General features: G+C 68.8%; 13 protein-coding genes and 1 riboswitch. Of the genes, 2 read left to right on the top strand and 11 right to left on the bottom strand.

Annotated features, from left to right (window positions below; genetic code table 11):
- The first annotated feature begins 70 nt into the window (after positions 1-70).
- Complete coding sequence (locus AU196_RS04130; RefSeq protein ID WP_059093816.1) at positions 71-817, top strand: thioesterase II family protein; 747 nt, start codon at positions 71-73, stop codon at positions 815-817.
- Positions 818-821: 4 nt separating this feature from the next.
- Positions 822-1205 carry a hypothetical protein gene (locus tag AU196_RS04125; RefSeq protein WP_059093815.1) on the top strand — a complete coding sequence of 128 codons (384 nt, stop codon included), beginning with the start codon at positions 822-824 and terminating at the stop codon, positions 1203-1205.
- Positions 1206-1210: 5 nt separating this feature from the next.
- Here the strand turns inward: AU196_RS04125 and gcvP are convergent, their stop codons facing one another.
- From gcvP to secA2, 11 genes are all read right to left on the bottom strand, one after another.
- Positions 1211-4057: an aminomethyl-transferring glycine dehydrogenase gene (gene gcvP / locus AU196_RS04120; protein ID WP_059093814.1), complete on the bottom strand. Its 2847-nt coding sequence runs from the start codon at positions 4055-4057 to the stop codon at positions 1211-1213.
- Positions 4058-4222: 165 nt separating this feature from the next.
- Positions 4223-4321, bottom strand: a riboswitch (glycine riboswitch).
- 122 nt (positions 4322-4443) lie between these two features.
- Complete coding sequence (locus AU196_RS04115) at positions 4444-5064, bottom strand: MerR family transcriptional regulator (RefSeq protein ID WP_059093813.1); 621 nt, start codon at positions 5062-5064, stop codon at positions 4444-4446.
- Positions 5065-5292: 228 nt separating this feature from the next.
- Positions 5293-5787 (bottom strand): bifunctional nuclease family protein, encoded by a 495-nt coding sequence (locus AU196_RS04110; RefSeq protein WP_011560235.1) that lies wholly within the window; start codon positions 5785-5787, stop codon positions 5293-5295.
- Positions 5788-5902: 115 nt separating this feature from the next.
- The gene (ftsR, locus tag AU196_RS04105; RefSeq protein WP_059093812.1) at positions 5903-6664 is read right to left on the bottom strand and encodes a transcriptional regulator FtsR; all 762 of its coding nucleotides are present in this window, start codon (positions 6662-6664) and stop codon (positions 5903-5905) included.
- A gap of 29 nt (positions 6665-6693) precedes the next feature.
- The gene (gene garA / locus AU196_RS04100) at positions 6694-7173 is read right to left on the bottom strand and encodes a glycogen accumulation regulator GarA (RefSeq protein WP_059093811.1); all 480 of its coding nucleotides are present in this window, start codon (positions 7171-7173) and stop codon (positions 6694-6696) included.
- 171 nt (positions 7174-7344) lie between these two features.
- Positions 7345-7740 carry a glycine cleavage system protein GcvH gene (gcvH, locus tag AU196_RS04095; RefSeq protein WP_059093810.1) on the bottom strand — a complete coding sequence of 132 codons (396 nt, stop codon included), beginning with the start codon at positions 7738-7740 and terminating at the stop codon, positions 7345-7347.
- A gap of 47 nt (positions 7741-7787) precedes the next feature.
- Positions 7788-8594, bottom strand: a complete 807-nt coding sequence (locus AU196_RS04090; RefSeq protein ID WP_059093809.1) for a DUF881 domain-containing protein — start codon at positions 8592-8594, stop codon at positions 7788-7790.
- Between the two features lie 2 nt (positions 8595-8596).
- Positions 8597-8929, bottom strand: a complete 333-nt coding sequence (locus tag AU196_RS04085) for a small basic family protein (RefSeq protein ID WP_059093808.1) — start codon at positions 8927-8929, stop codon at positions 8597-8599.
- Complete coding sequence (locus tag AU196_RS04080) at positions 8926-9867, bottom strand: DUF881 domain-containing protein (RefSeq protein WP_059093807.1); 942 nt, start codon at positions 9865-9867, stop codon at positions 8926-8928. Before AU196_RS04080 ends, AU196_RS04085 begins: the two co-directional genes overlap by 4 nt.
- The gene (locus AU196_RS04075; protein ID WP_059093806.1) at positions 9860-10462 is read right to left on the bottom strand and encodes a CDP-alcohol phosphatidyltransferase family protein; all 603 of its coding nucleotides are present in this window, start codon (positions 10460-10462) and stop codon (positions 9860-9862) included. The genes AU196_RS04080 and AU196_RS04075 overlap by 8 nt, the downstream gene beginning before the upstream one ends.
- A gap of 10 nt (positions 10463-10472) precedes the next feature.
- Complete coding sequence (gene secA2, locus AU196_RS04070) at positions 10473-12797, bottom strand: accessory Sec system translocase SecA2 (protein WP_059093805.1); 2325 nt, start codon at positions 12795-12797, stop codon at positions 10473-10475.
- Between the last annotated feature and the right edge of the window lies 1 nt (position 12798).

Below are 12798 nucleotides of genomic sequence, written 5' to 3'. Positions count from 1 at the left end.
TCGACAGCGTCGACATTCCACGATGTGCCATACCGGGTGACCGAACCCGGCATCGGCAGGGGGAAACCACATGAACAGTGCCACGTCGTTGGGCGCGACGGCTCACACCGCAGTCGAGACGCTCTTCATCTTTCCGCACGCCGGCGGGTCCGCAGCCGGCTACAAACCGTTCGCCCGCGCGTTCACGATCGAGGCGAAGCGGATCGCGGTTCAGTATCCGGGCCGTGCGGGGCGCCATGACGTGCCCGACCTGGCGAGCATCTCCGCGCTCGCCGACGACATCTATCCGCTGCTGCGCCCGAAGATCAGTGGATCCCGCGTCGCCTTCTTCGGACACAGTATGGGCGGGCTGATCGCCTTCGACATCGCCCGGCGGCTCGAACAGGATGGTGAATCGCTTGCGGCACTGTTCGTCTCGGCATCACCGGCCCCGGGCCACGGCGGCTACGAGCACTTGCACCAGGGCTCGGACGACGAACTGCTCGATATGGTGGCGACCATGACCGGGACCGACTCCCGTTTCGTCGGAGGGGATTTCGGCGCCACGGTACTCAAGACGCTGCGAAACTACGGAGCGATAACGAGCTACAGCTGCCCACCGGGGACCACGGTGTCCTGTCCGGTGTACGCCTACGCCGCCGCCGACGACGCGGCTGTGACGTACGACAGCATGCGAGCCTGGTCCGAGTTCACCACCGGTGACTTCTCGTTGCGCACCGTCGCGGGTGACCACTTCTTCATCACCGAGCACGTCGACGAGATCGTCGGTGACATCGAGGCCCGGCTCGTCGGGTCCAACATCCAGGAACAGGGGTGAGGCGATGGTCGTGAGTCGCGATGCCGAGAAGGATCTCGGCCTGGTGCTGTCCTATTTGACCGGCCGAAAGCTCACGCTCGACGAGGTGCTCGCCGCGGTGGGGATGTCCCGGTCGACCTACTACGACCGGCAGGGCAAGGGCACGCTGACGACCACCGACACCCTCCTTCGCGCCGCCCGGAACCTCGATCTCAACCCGGTCGATCTGCTCATCCGCTACGGGCGGATCGCACCCACCGACGTCGCGGACTACCTGGAGGGCGAAGAAGACCACCCTTTTGGGCTGACGACGGCGAATTCCGCCACACCGGCGAACCCGCCTGAGCACACTCGCCGTCGTCGCTCGCTCAATTTCCTGACCCCACGCGGCGACGCGCCGCCGCTGTAGATCCGCTAGGCGAACGCCTCGACCGGCGGGCACGAACACATCAGGTTGCGATCGCCGTAGGCGCCGTCGATCCGCCGCACCGGCGGCCACACCTTGGGCCGGAAGCCCTTCCCCAGCGGGTACGCCGCCTGCTCGCGGGTGTAGGGGTGATCCCAGTCGGCCACCAACAGTGACTCGGCGGTGTGCGGGGCCCCGCGCAGCGGATTGTCGTCCACCGGCCACGCACCCGAACCGACCTGGTCGATCTCGGCCCGGATGGCGATCATCGCCTCGCAGAACGCGTCCACCTCGGCCAGCGATTCGCTCTCCGTCGGCTCGACCATCAGCGTCCCCGCCACCGGGAAACTCATCGTCGGCGCGTGAAAACCGAAGTCCGCCAGACGTTTTGCCACATCATCCACCGTGACGCCGGTCTGCTTGGTGATGGGCCGCAGGTCCAGGATGCACTCGTGCGCCACCATGCCGTTCTCCCCCGTGTAGAGCACCGGGTAGTACTCGTCGAGACGGCGGGCGACGTAGTTGGCGGATGCGATCGCCGTCAGCGACGCCGCACGCAGACCGGGTGCGCCCATCATCCGGATGTACATCCACGTGATCGGCAGGATCGACGCCGACCCGTACGGGGCGGCCGACACGGTGTAGTCGTCACCGAGTTCGTCGGCGAGCGGATGGCCCGGCAGATACGGGGCCAGGTGGGCGCGCACCGCGACCGGCCCGACACCCGGACCGCCGCCGCCGTGCGGGATGCAAAACGTCTTGTGCAGGTTGAGGTGGCTGACGTCGCCGCCGAACCGGCCCGGTCGGGCGAGGCCGACCAGCGCGTTGAGGTTCGCCCCGTCGACGTACACCTGACCGCCGGCATCGTGGACGGCCGCACAGATCTCCGCGACGTCGTGCTCGTACACACCGTGGGTGGACGGATAGGTGATCATCAGCGCGGCGAGACGCTCGGCGTTCTCGGTCACCTTAGCGCGCAGGTCGTCCAGGTCGACGTCGCCGTTGGGGCGGCAGCCCACCACCACGACCCGCATCCCCGCGAGCGCCGCCGACGCGGCATTGGTGCCGTGGGCGCTCGACGGGATCAGGCACACGTCCCGCTCGGGTGCGCCGTTGGCGTCGTGATAGGCCTTGATCGCCAGCAGGCCGGCGTACTCACCCTGAGATCCGGCGTTGGGCTGCAACGAGATCTCGTCATAACCGGTGATGCCGGTCAGCCAGGTCTGCAGATCGGCGATGAGTCTGCGCAGGCCCGGGGCGTCGGCCTCCGGGGCGAACGGGTGCTGCCTGGCGAACTCGGGCCAGGTGATCGGCTCCATCTCCGCGGCCGCGTTGAGCTTCATGGTGCAGGAACCGAGCGGGATCATGCTGCGGTCCAGCGCGATGTCCTTATCGGCCAACGACCGCAGGTAGCGCATCATCTCGGTTTCGGTGCGGTACCGGGTGAATGCCGGATGGGTGAGGAATCCCGAAGTGCGCGTGGCGATCTCGGGTCCGGTGAAGGGCTGCCCACCACGGGTGGCGCCGAACGCCGAGAGCACCGCGGCGACGTGGTCGGCGGTGGTCGCCTCGTCGCAGGCCACCGAGACGTGATCGGCGTTTACCAGCCAGATGTTGATCCCGTGGGACTTCGCGGCCTCCCGGATTTCGGCCGCGCGCCCCGGCACGCGGACCAGCACGGTGTCGAAGAACGCGTCGTGCACCACCTCGACCCCGGCCTCCGCGAGTCCGGTCGCGATCGCGCGGGCATGCCCGTGGACCCGTCGGGCGATCGCGGTCAGTCCCTCGGCGCCGTGGTAGCTCGCGTACATCGCGGCGATGACCGCCAGCAGCACCTGGGCGGTGCAGATGTTGCTGGTCGCCTTGTCGCGGCGGATGTGCTGTTCCCGGGTCTGCAGCGCCAATCGGAACGCGGCGGCTCCATCCGCATCCTTCGACACCCCGACCAGTCGGCCGGGCAGCTGGCGGGCGTGCTTGGTGTGGACGGCGAGGTATCCGGCGTGCGGGCCGCCAAAGCCCATCGGCACCCCGAAGCGCTGCGTGCTGCCGAACGCGACGTCGGCGCCGAGATCACCCGGCGGGGTGACCAGCGTCAGTGCGAGCAGATCGGCGCCGACCGCGACCAGCGCGCCACGTTCGTGCGCGTCGGCGACCAGCGGCGCCCAGTCGACGAGCACACCGCTCGCCCCCGGCAACTGCACGACGACGCCGAAGAAGTCGCCGTCGGGCAGACCCTGGCGCAGGTCCGCGGTGACGATCTCGATGCCCAGCGGCCGGGCCCGCGTGGCCAGCACGGCGCCGGTCTGGCGGTACACGTCGGCATCCACGGCGAGCCGGTTCGACTTGCTCCGCCCGGCCCGCTGCATCAGCGTCATGGCCTCGGCCGCGGCGGTGGCCTCGTCGAGCATCGACGCGTTGGCCACCTCGAGACCGGTCAGATCGGACACCATCGTCTGGAAGTTGAGCAGCGCCTCGAGCCGGCCCTGACTGATCTCCGGCTGATAAGGCGTGTATGCGGTGTACCAGGCCGGGTTCTCCAGGATGTTGCGGCGCAACACCGGCGGGGTCAGCGTGTCGAAGTAACCCTGGCCGATCATCGACACCGCGACGGTGTTCGACTCGGCGAGGGCACGGAGTTCGGCGAGGGCCTCGGTCTCCGAGGCGGGCGCCGGCAGGGACTCCAGGCCCGGTGCGACCCCCTCGGCGGACAGCGCGTCGAGGATGTTCGCGGGCAACGCCTTGGCGGCGAGGTCGTCGAGCGTCGCCACACCGATGGTGTCGAGCATGACCGCGACGGCGTCGGAGTCCGGACCGATGTGCCGGTCGGCGAATCGGGGCTGATGAGCATCGAGCACGGGTGAGATCTCCTACCGGGCGCAGAACCGCTGGACGATCCCTCTCCCTCTGTCGTCGACCCGAGCGGGCGCCTGAGAGATTCGGCGGCGGAACCGGTACCGGAGTCCGCGCCTTTCCCCATGGGCGGGCGGACCACTGGTGTCCACCGCTTTCCAGAGGCATCGAGGCCGTGCGCGGTCCTGGGTGCCTGAGAGGTTGACGGAGAGGTGTTGCTCCTTCGGCGCCCGTGACTGGCGATCACGGAGCTCTCCCGCACACGGGCGATGCACGACCAGTTTAGCGGGCTGCGCTCGCGGCCGCGAAGTCGATGGCCGCCCACGCGGCGCAGCCGTCACGACGGGGTCGACCGAGCGCCAATCCTGTTCTGCGGCAAGCGGTCCGGGACTCAGCCGATCTTTCGGTCGCGATGCTTGCGCCGGGACGCCAGCTCGTCCTCGGGTGCGGCGATGGATTCGCCGCCGTCGGCCCGCTCGCCGGGGAAGTCGGCGATGGCGCCGGTCAGCTCGCGCATCGCACCCGAGACCGCGATACCGAAGACACCCTGTCCGCCCTGGAGCAGGTCGACGACCTCCTCGGCGGAGGTGCACTCGTACACCGTGGTGCCGTCGGAGAACAGCGTGATGTTCGCCAGGTCGCTGACGCCGCGCTGGCGCAGATGGTCGACCGCGACGCGGATGTTGTGCAGCGAGATCCCGGTGTCGAGCAGTCGCTTGACGATCTTGAGGACCAGGATGTCCTTGAACGAATAGAGCCGCTGGCTGCCCGAACCGGCCGCGCCGCGGATCGAGGGCACCACCAGCGAGGTGCGGGCCCAGTAGTCGAGCTGCCGGTAGGTGATGCCGGCGATCTGGCAGGCGCTCGGCCCGCGGTAGCCCACGAGTTCGTCGGGGACGGAGTCGTCGGGGAACAGACCGCCCTGCACGGGCTCGCTCGTCACCCGGGCCGCCGGCTCAGGGGTGTTCTCGGTCGACAGATCCAGCTCTCCCTGACGTGGCGTGTCGCCCACTATCGAATCCTCTCGCCGATCGAACTCGCCCGCTAGCACCCTGTCGCGACGTGCAGATCAGGGTCGTCGTACGCCAGCCCGATTGTGTCCGAGCATACGCGTTCACTCGAGCCCTGACTGCTCGTCGCTCCCAAAGTATGGCCGTCTGACGAGGCGTTGGTGGGCACTCACACCGCGTGTCGGCACGCATGCGCCCAGTTGAGACGCATCCGTGACAAAGCCCGGGTTTCAAGTCGCTTTGAAGTCGTCCGGGGACACGCTGTCGAGGAATTCCTTGAATTTCTCCACCTCGTCCTCGCGGACTGCGCCTGCGGCCTCTTCGTCGTTCTCGTCGGGGATCAGCAGCCCGGCCTCCGCCAGCACCGCCTCCTCGACGTAGATGGGCACCCCGACCCGCAGCGCGATGGCCACCGAATCCGACGGCCGCGCGGACACCTTGATGTCCCGGTCGAAGATCAGGTCGGCGTAGAAGGTGCCCTCCTGCAGGTCGACGATCCGCACCTCCTTGAGCGAATGCCCGAGTGCGGCGATGACGTCGCGGATCAGATCGTGGGTCAGCGGTCGGGCCGGTTCGACACCCTGCTGTTCCAGGGCGATCGCGGCGGCCTCCGACTGGCCGATCCAGATCGGCAGATAACGGTCGCCGTTGGACTCGCGCAGCAGGAGCACCGGCTGGTTCTGGGGCTGCTCCACGCGAATGCCGACCACACGAACCTCAGCCATCTGTGTCTGCCCTTTCGCACCAGTGTGCTTGTCGTTCTTCGGTGCTGCGTGTCAGATGCCGTGACCGGAGCCTGCCCTGACGTGACGAACGAATCCGTCGTTGCGAGTCTAATCCTCAGCGATCCAGTACGTCGCGTACGGCCGATTTGATCAACGACGTGTGCAGCGTGATGGCCAGAGCCGCCACTTCCCTGGCCAGGTCGTCGGCCCGGTCGCGTGCCCCGGTGGTGCCGGCCTTGCCGACGGGACCGGCGATCTGCGCGATCAAATCGGACTGCCGGTCGGCCGCCGAGCGGAACGCGCGCAGGTGGCGGGGTTCCACGCCGTAGTCGGCCAGCGCACGGGCGCACTGGGCGATCACCACGGAGTGTTCGTCGAAGAAGATCCCGCCGCCGACCTTGGAGGAGGGGGTGATGACCCCGGCCTTGATCAGCGCGGCCAGCAGGTCGTCGTCGACACCGGACCGTTCCAGCAGATCCTCTCGGCTGAGCCGGACCTGGGTCGGGGCCACGCCCGCGACGCCGGCCGCATCCCCGTCCCGGGAACCGACCTGGACCAGCCGCGGGGCCGGGTAGGGCGTGGGGAAAGATCGGGCGGACGGCGGCAGCTCACCGTCGGGCTGGGCGTCGAGTTGGGCCTTGATGACCTTGAGCGGCAGGTAGTGATCGCGCTGCGCGGTGAGGATGAAGCGCAGACGCGCACAGTCGTACGCGGTGAACCGCCGGTAGCCCGACGCGGTGCGCTCCGGCGTGACCAGCCCCTCGGCCTCCAGGAACCGGATCTTGGAGATCGTCACGTCCGGGAAGTCCGGCCGCAGCAGGTCCAGGACCGCCCCGATGGACATCCCGGCGAGTGGCGCGCTGTCGGGCTGGCTCATGTACTCCTCGCGCGAGCGCTCATCGGCACCTAGCTGCTCGGGCCGTTCTCGTCGGTGCTGGGGCCCGTCAGGAACACCAGGCGGAACTTGCCGATCTGCACCTCGTCACCGTTGGACAGCACGGCGGAGTCCACCGGCTCGCGGTTGACGTACGTGCCGTTGAGGCTGCCGACGTCGACCACCTGGAACTCGCCGCTCTCGAGCCGGAACTCGGCATGCCTGCGGCTGACGGTGACGTCGTCGAGGAAGATGTCGCTGTCGGGGTGACGACCGGCCGATGTCGTCGGCTGGTCGAGCAGGAACCGCGAACCCGCGTTCGGACCCCGCTTGACGACCAGAAGCGCCGAGCCGACCGGCAGGCCCTCTACACCGGAGACCGCGCTGTCGGACCCTGCCGCAGGCGGTGCGTCCAGTTCGTTGAGGAAGTCGGCCCGGAATACCGAGGTCGTCTCGACGGTGACTTCTTCAGACGTCTGGTCGCCCCCAGAGTTGATGTCCTTCTCCGTCACCCGCTGCTCCTCACTGGCTGCTGTGGCGATACCCGGCCGGTCACAGCCGTCGTCTCACGTCGACCGTACCGCGCAGTGGACGTCACTGTGTCCACCACCGCCGGATCCGCCCCTCGTTGATTTCACTCGGTCGAAGATGGTCGAACCGTCGCCCAGCACCCTAACAACAACTCACTCGGTCACCACGGCACGGTAGGCGTCCGCGTCGAGCAGGCCACCCAGCGCCGCCTCCATGTCGTCGGCGTCGAGTTGCAGGTCGACCAGCCACCCCTCGCCGTATGGGTCGGAGTTCACCAGATCGGGGGTGCCCTCCAGATTCGCGTTGACGGCAACCACTTTCGCGCTGACGGGCGCGTACAGATCCGACACCGACTTGGTGGACTCGACCTCGCCGAATGTCTCCCCGGAAGTCAGTTCGGCGCCGACGTCGGGCAGCTGCACGAACACGACGTCACCGAGCGCGGACTGCGCGTAGTCGGTGATGCCGACACGCAGAGTGTCGTCACCCGTGCGCAGCACCCACTCGTGTTCCTCGGTGTAGTACAGCTCGGCTGGGATCTCGGTCACGGGTCTCCTCTGCGTACGACGGCGTGGATCGGCCGGCGGCCGGCACGCTATTTGACTGGCTGAGCGTATTGGCGGTCTTTCGGTTGCCGCAAGGCGGTCACGTCCACCCGCTCGGCCTGCTGTATCGCCATGGTCCCGCCCACCCTTTCGATGCTGTCCATCGCACCGCCCGGGATGTTCATCGCGGCCGCCAGGGTCGGCGGATCGCCAATGGCGGCAACGGTGTACGTCGGGTTGAGCGTCGCCCCGTCGACGTTGAGCGCCCCGGGCCGCCCGACGATCCAGGTGTCGACGCCGACCCGCACCACCACCGGCTGCCCGCCTGCGGTGCCCTGGATCTGGATCGCCTCCGCGCCGGCGGCGCGCAGTTCGTTGACCACGTCGAGCATCGTCTCGGGTGGAACCCCGGGGGTGCTGTCGGTGATGGTCAGGGTGACCCCGGGGCCCGTGGCGCCCACGGCGCCGATGAGGATGGACAGCGCCGCGAGCCGCGCCTGGGCGTTCTCGATGGCCGCCTGGTCGTTGCTCCCGGATGCCGCCAGCTGCTCGAGGGTCCGGCGCAGATCGCCGACTTCGGTGTTGAGCGCGGCCTCGCGCTGCTGCAACGAGTCGAGCAGGATCAACAGATCGGCGGGCCGGGCGGTCTCGAGCGAGTCACCCGATTCGTTCTCGCGGACCTGGGTGACGATCGCCACGCCCAGCAGGATGCACAGCAGTGCTCCGAGCGCGCCGAACAGCAGTTGCGACCGCCCGCGGCGCAACAGGCCGCCGAACGGAAGCCGCGGGCTGTCCGACGGCAGTTCGTGCCGGCCATGGTGTTCGGCATGGTGTTCGGCGTGGTCGTCGTTCGTCATGATCAGGCACCGAACAGTCTGCGCCGCAGCGCCGCGGCGTTGCCGAAGATGCGGATGCCGAGCACGACGATGATCGCGGTGGACAACTGCGTGCCCACACCCAACTGGTCGCCGACGTACACGATGAGCGCCGCGACGAGCACGTTGAACACGAACGACACCACGAACACCTTGGAGTCGAAGATCTGCTCGAGATAGGCGCGCAGTCCACCGAACACGGCGTCGAGCGCCGCGACGACCGCGATGGGTAGGTAGGGCTCGACGAAGTCCGGCACGCTCGGGCGGAACACCAGGCCCAGCACGATACCGACGAGCAGCGCGGCGATTCCGATCATCTGGCTCCGATCTGCGTGGCGAAGTTGACCTCCCGCACCGAACCGGCGGGCAGCGTGAGCGCTTCTGCGGCGCTGACCGAAACCCCGACGCCGTAAGAGGTTTCGAGGAGCCGCAGCCGCTGCAGACCGGCGCTGCGGTCGAACGTGTCGGCCATCGACTTGGGCGGGCCGACCGCCTGCAGGAGATATGGGCTGCTGATGGGCTGATTGTCGACCAGGATGCCGCCACCCGCCTGCCGGATCGTGACGTTGGGCCCGATGCGCACCCCGCCGACGGCCACCGCTTCCGCGCCACTGACCCACAGCGAGTTGACGACCAACTGCAGATCGCGGTCGAGGATCACCTGCCGACTGCCCGCGACACGTTGCTTCGACACGTCGGACAGGTCGTTCGACAACCCGGGGTCGGTGACGGTGACCGTCAATCCCGGACCGATCACCGGGGTTGCGGCGGCGGCGACGTCGGCGATGTCGAGGTCGGCCAACAGTCGCCTGCCGCGCTCGTCGCCCTCGAGCCGGCTGCGGCGTTCGGCCGCGACCTGAGTGGTCAGCTCGTCGCGTTGCGCGGTGAGTTGGTCGTCGGTCGCCTCAGCCGCCCGCACGCTCCCGGCGAGGACGTGCTGGGCCTCGCGGGTGGCCGGCGCAGCGGTCTGCGCCTGCGCGGCCGCGACGCCGAACACGGTCGCGACGGTGAGCGCCGCCGCCACCTGCCAGCCCCACTCGACGGCGCGCGGCCGCGTGGCGCCGTCGCGTCGGGCGGCGGCCGCGGCGGCATAGCCGGGGTCGAGATGTTCGGAGAGCAGGGATCTCAGCAGCGACGGCACCGGGATCTTCTTGGGCGCCGCGTCATGGTGCTTGAGCCCTGCCTCGGGATCGAACCCACCCAGGGCCCGGCGCTCATCGGGCGTCGGCGGTCGCGCGCTCTGCCCCTCAGCCACCGGCCCGGACCTTCGGCAATCGCTGTGCGACCATCACCACCTGGACCAGGTAGAGCACCCCCGACCACAGGTACAGCGCCATCCCCCAGATCAGGAACCCCCAGCCGCAGGCGAGCACCACCCGGCTCCAGAGCGCATCCCACTGCCCCAGCAGCACCAACGGGAAGCCGGACATCAGCGCGAACGTCGCGGCCTTACCCAGGTAGGTGACCGGGAGGGCGGCCAACCCCCGGCCGCGCAGCAGCGGCAGCGTCGCCGCGAGCACCAGGTCGCGGCCGAGCAGGGTGACGACGAACCACCACGGGACACTGCCCTCGACCGCGAGCGCCAACGGCACGGTCACCATGTAGATCCGGTCCACCAGCGGATCCAGCAGCTCCCCCAGCCGCGACGACTGATTGTCGACCAGCCGCGCGATCTTGCCGTCGGCCCAGTCGGAGAAGCCGCTGAACATCAGGACGCCGACCGCCCAGGCGTTGGCGTGCGCGCCGAACAGCAGCCACAGGAACACCGGGACCAGCACCAGGCGCAGCACCGACAGTGCGTTGGGCACCGTCAACACGCGGTCCCGCTCCCCTGACGCAGAGGCGTCCATGCGGCTAAACCTAGCGGAACACCCCCGGCAGGCTCAGCGCCGCCATCGTGTCGTCGGCCAGCGGGTTGTCGTGGACCATGTATGTCCACGTCGAGGTCGGCCGCGCGAGTTTGGACAGATCGACGCCCACTTCGCCCTCCAGCGACGGCGCGGTCTCGAACGTCTGCTGGGCCGCCTCGATCGCGTCGGCGGCCAGCGAGGCGAACGCGTCGACGGCCATCCGGTGGAACTCGTCGAGCGGATTCTGCCTGCCGAGCGCGCGCAGGTGGATGCTCTCGCGAATGTCGGCCAGGTACGCGAGGTGCTCACACCAGCCGCGGTCCAGGTGGTAGAGCATGATCAGCCGGCAGACCCGCTCGAGACGTTCCTCGGACATCTCCTCGGCCAGTTCGGCGTACCGCTTCGGCGACAGTTCGGCGAGTTCTTCACGCGCGGTCGCCGTGCGCAACAACGCATCCCGACGTTCGACGATGATGGCGCGCTGCTGGGCGGTGAGCTGGTTGTAGCGCCAGGTGTTGGCGTGCACGTCGAGCAGCCGCCCCTCCGCCACGCGCTGGGCGTGATCGAGCAGCCCCGCCGCCTTGTCGTGCAGGACCCGGCCGTTCTCGTCGGCCTGCATCGGGCGCTTGTTCGGTTCCAGGTGGGCCTGGACCAGTTCGTCCTCCCAGCTGGAGAAGAACACCGACGAACCCGGATCGCCCTGACGCCCGGCGCGGCCCCGCAGCTGGTTGTCGAGCCGCTGGGTGGTGTGACGCCCCGTCCCGACGACGTGCAGCCCGCCGAGTTCGGCGACTTCGTCGTGGTCGCGCTCGTCCGAGCCACCCAGCCGGATGTCGGTGCCGCGCCCGGCCATCTGGGTGGACACGGTGACGGCTCCCAGCTTGCCCGCCTCGGCGATGACGCGGGCCTCCTCGGCGTCGTTCTTGGCGTTGAGGACCACCGCGGGCACCCCGCGTTTGACCAGCTTCTCGTGCAGCTCTTCGGATTCCGCGACGTCGTGGGTGCCGACCAGCACCGGCTGGCCGGTCTTGTGCACCTCTTCGATGTGCTCGATGATCGCGTCGATCTTGGCCGCCGCGGTGACGTACACCCGGTCGGATTCGTCTTCGCGGATGTTCGGCTTGTTCGGGTCGATCGGCGACACGCCCAGTTTGTAGAACTGCCGCAGCTGCTCACCGGCGGCCAACGCGGTGCCCGTCATCCCGCACACGGTCGGATACCGGTTGATCAACGCCTGCACGGTGATGGTGTCGAGCACCTCGCCGGTCTCGGTGGTCTCGATGCCCTCTTTCGCCTCGACCGCGGCCTGCAGACCGTCGGGCCAGCGCTGCAGCTGGGCGATGCGGCCGCGCGAGGAGTTGATCAGGTGCACGGCGTCGTCGCGCACGATGTAGTGCACGTCGCGCTGGAGCAGCACGTGCGCGTGCAGGGCGACGTTCACCTCCGTCAGCGTCGTGCCGACGTGTTCCTCGGAATAGAGGTCGATGCCGCCGAGTCTGGCCTCGAGTTTGCGGGCGCCCTCCTCGGTGAGGTGCACGTTGCGGCTGTCGGCGTCGGTGTCGTAGTCACGGCCCGGCGTCAGCTCGCCGACCATGCGGATGAGCTCGACGCGCGGGGTCTCGCGATGGGTGGTGCCCGCCAGCACGAGCGGGACGAGCGCCTCGTCGACGAGGACCGAGTCGGCTTCGTCGATGAGCGCGACGTCGGGGTTCGGCGACACGAGATCGGCCACATCGGTGACGAGCTGGTCGCGCAGGACATCGAAACCGATCTCGTTGACCGAGGCATAGGTGACGTCGCAGGTGTAGGCCTCGCGGCGCTCCTCGGCCGTCGACTCGGCGGTGATCCACCCGACCGTCAGGCCCAGCGCCTCGATCAGCGGGCCCATCCATTCGGCGTCGCGGCGGGCGAGGTAGTCGTTGATGGTGATGACGTGCACGCTGCGGCCGCCGAGCGCGTAGCCGGCAGCCGCGATCGCCCCGGAGAGCGTCTTGCCCTCACCCGTGGCCATCTCGACGACGTCGCCGGCCAGCATGCGCAGCGCGCCGAGCAGCTGGACGTCGAAAGGCCGCAGGGAGGTGCTGCGCTCGGCGGCTTCACGGGCGATGGCCAGGAACTGCGGAATGTCGGCCGACTCGGCGAGATCCTCGAGCCGCAGCAGTTCGGCGGCCTTGCGCAGCTGGTCGTCGTCGAGGTCGGCGGCTTTGGTCTCGTAGTCCGCGGACGCCTTGACCTGTGCCAGCGACCGGCCCTGGTTCTTCTCGGTGGCGGCGCCGAGCAGCTTCCAGAACTTGCCGCTCAGGCGGCCGGGGGTGCGCGTAGTCGTCTTGGACACA

Origin of the sequence: Mycobacterium sp. IS-1742, from assembly GCF_001500125.1 — a bacterium.
Classification (GTDB): domain Bacteria; phylum Actinomycetota; class Actinomycetes; order Mycobacteriales; family Mycobacteriaceae; genus Mycobacterium.
This window is presented reverse-complemented; position numbering and strand designations above follow the sequence as displayed.

What these genes read in the sequence shown, in the direction of transcription:
- AU196_RS04130 (WP_059093816.1), top strand. Translation starts at nt 71, where the DNA reads ATGAACAGTGCCACGTCGTTGGGCGCGACGGCTCACACCGCAGTCGAG.
- AU196_RS04125 (WP_059093815.1), top strand. Translation starts at nt 822, where the DNA reads ATGGTCGTGAGTCGCGATGCCGAGAAGGATCTCGGCCTGGTGCTGTCC.
- AU196_RS04110 (WP_011560235.1), bottom strand. Translation starts at nt 5,787, where the DNA reads ATGGCTGAGGTTCGTGTGGTCGGCATTCGCGTGGAGCAGCCCCAGAAC.
- ftsR (WP_059093812.1), bottom strand. Translation starts at nt 6,664, where the DNA reads ATGAGCCAGCCCGACAGCGCGCCACTCGCCGGGATGTCCATCGGGGCG.
- AU196_RS04090 (WP_059093809.1), bottom strand. Translation starts at nt 8,594, where the DNA reads ATGACGAACGACGACCACGCCGAACACCATGCCGAACACCATGGCCGG.
- AU196_RS04085 (WP_059093808.1), bottom strand. Translation starts at nt 8,929, where the DNA reads ATGATCGGAATCGCCGCGCTGCTCGTCGGTATCGTGCTGGGCCTGGTG.
- AU196_RS04075 (WP_059093806.1), bottom strand. Translation starts at nt 10,462, where the DNA reads ATGGACGCCTCTGCGTCAGGGGAGCGGGACCGCGTGTTGACGGTGCCC.